The organism is Ideonella sp. (assembly GCF_035254525.1).
Lineage (GTDB): Bacteria > Pseudomonadota > Gammaproteobacteria > Burkholderiales > Burkholderiaceae_C > Ideonella.
The window spans coordinates 1-2,340 of record NZ_DATFAN010000082.1; the positions used below are offsets into that span (position 1 = coordinate 1).

The 2,340-nt window shown below is 71.6% G+C and carries 2 protein-coding genes; one reads left to right on the forward strand and one right to left on the reverse strand.

Annotated features, from left to right (window positions below):
* Positions 1–1,361 (reverse strand): PhoX family phosphatase (locus VJ693_RS08125; protein ID WP_324153130.1); only part of this gene is annotated, 1,361 nt, incomplete at its 3' end.
* A gap of 93 nt (positions 1,362–1,454) precedes the next feature.
* Here VJ693_RS08125 and VJ693_RS08130 point away from each other — a divergent pair.
* On the forward strand, positions 1,455–2,340 hold an 886-nt coding region (locus VJ693_RS08130), incomplete at its 3' end, for an ABC transporter transmembrane domain-containing protein (RefSeq protein WP_324153132.1).

The window sequence follows — 2,340 nt, forward strand, 5'->3', positions numbered from 1 at the left end:
TTGGTCAGCGTGCAATAGACCTGCTTGGTGATCGGATCCACCGTGGTCCATTCGGCCCGGTCCATCTTGGTCGCGCCCAGCAGGTCGCTCGCCTGGCGCGACTTGATCAGCACCTCGCCCTGGTCGGCAAAGCCGTTGGCCGCCGTCAGCGGGCCGTGGCCGTGGCGCAACGGCAGCCAGTGGCCGCTGCCGTCGGCGTCGAAGCGGGCGACGTACAGCGTGCCGTGGTCGAGCAGCTCGCGGTTGGCCGCCGAGCCGCCGGGCTGCATGACATCACGGCTGACGAACTTGTAGATGTACTCGAAGCGGGCATCCTCGCCCATGTAGACGACGGCGTGGCCGTCGGCCGTCAGCGCGGTGGCCGCGCCCTCGTGCGCGGCGCGGCCCAGTGCCGTGCGCTTGACCGGCGTGCTGGCCGGGTCGGCGGGGTCGATCTCGACCACCCAGCCGAAGCGGTTGGGCTCGTTCGGGTGCCGGGTCGCGTCGAAGCGCGGCTCGTGCTCGTGCCAGCGGTAGTGGCCGCCGCGCTGGCGCAGGCCCCAGCGCTTCTGGTGGGCATCCGGCTCGGCCGGGCCCTCGAAGTAGTCGGCGAAGTTCTCTTCGCAGATCAGGTAGGTGCCCCAGGGCGTCACGCCATTGGCGCAGTTGTTGAACGTGCCCAGCACCTGCAGGCCGCCGGGGTCGTCGGCGGTGCGCATCAGCGGGTGGCCCGCTGCGGGGCCGGCCAGGCGCATCGGTGTCGATGCGGTGATGCGGCGCGCGTAGGTCGATGGCAGGACCTGGCGCCAACCGACCTCGGCGCGGGCCAGCTCGATGATCGACACACCGTGCGCGGCCATCGACTTGGCCACCTTCTCGGCGCTCCAGTTGGCCATGCCGTCGGTGAACAGCAGGCCCTCGTCGACGTACTCATGGTTGATCGCCAGCAGGCCGCGCTCCTGGCCACCGGCGAGCGGGAAAAAGCCCATGCCGTCGTGGTGCATGCCGGCCTGCACGGCCTGCTCCGCAGCGCTGTTGCCGGCGTCGGGCCGGAAGGCGGGCATGCGGCCCGGCACCCCGACCGGGTCGCCCCAGCGGTAGATCGGGCGGGCGGTGTAGCCGGGCGGCACGTCGACCCCGTCGATCGCCGCCATCGGCACGCTGGCAAAGCCGATGCGCCGGCCCAGCTCGAGCGGGCCTGCGGCCGGCCCGCGCGCGGCCACGCTCATGCAGCCGGCCAGCGGCACGCCGCCGATGAGGCCCGCCACCGCGGCCGCCGCGCCACCGCGCAACCAGACGCGGCGCGCCGGGTCCGACAGCTCGTGGATGCTGGGGTTGGCGCTGCGATTGGAGTCCTCCATCGCATCGAAATCCTTGGCCATGGCGGCGTGTCCTGTTGCGTGCTGAATTGACATTCTCGTGGCAGCAGCAAGGTCGGCACCGATCACTAGAATCGCCCGCTTTTGACCGACCGCATGCCGCTTGCCGCCCTGATCCGCGCCTTCGTGCGCCGCCACGCCGCGGCCTATGCCGGCGCGGCGGTGATGCTGGTCGGCATCGCGCTGCTGACGGTCTGGCTGCCGCGCCAGATCGGCCACCTGGTCGATGCGCTGGTGGCGCGGCAGCTCGCCGGCGCGGCCATGTGGCGCGAGCTGGCGCTGCTGCTGGCCGCCGGCGTCGCGATCTACCTGCTGCGCGTGGGCTGGCGGATCCGGCTGTATGCCGCCGCCTACCTGATGGGCGTGGAGCTGCGCCGGCGGCTGTACCAGCGCCTGGCCGCGCAGGGCCCGCGCTTCTTCCAGACCCGCCGCACCGGCGACCTGATGGCGCTGGCCACCAACGACGTCGACGCGGTCGAGATGGCGGCCGGCGAGGCGATGCTCGCCGGCTTCGACGGCACGCTGACCCTCGTGCTGGTCGTCGCGACGATGGCGATCGGCGTCGACTGGCGGCTGGCCGCCATCGCGCTCGTGCCCTTTCCGCTGATGGCCTGGAGCTTCGCCTGGATCTCGCGCCACCTGCACGACCGCTCCAAGGAAGCGCTCGATTGCTTCGGTGCGCTGAACGACCATGTGCAGGAGACGCTGTCAGGCGTGCGCACGCTGCGCGCGCTGGGCCTCGAGGCGCGCAGCAGCCAGGTGTTCGCCGACCTAGCCGAGAAGGCAGCCGACGCGGCCTACTGGTCGCAGCGCTGGGAGGCGCGCTACGAGCCGGCCGTGGGCATGACGCTGGCGACCTCGATCGTGCTGTCACTCGGCCTGGGCGGCTGGCTGGTCTGGCATGGCGAACTGACGATCGGCCAGTTGACCAGCTTCGGCCTGTACCTCACGCAACTGATCTGGCCGATGTTCGCCGCCGGCT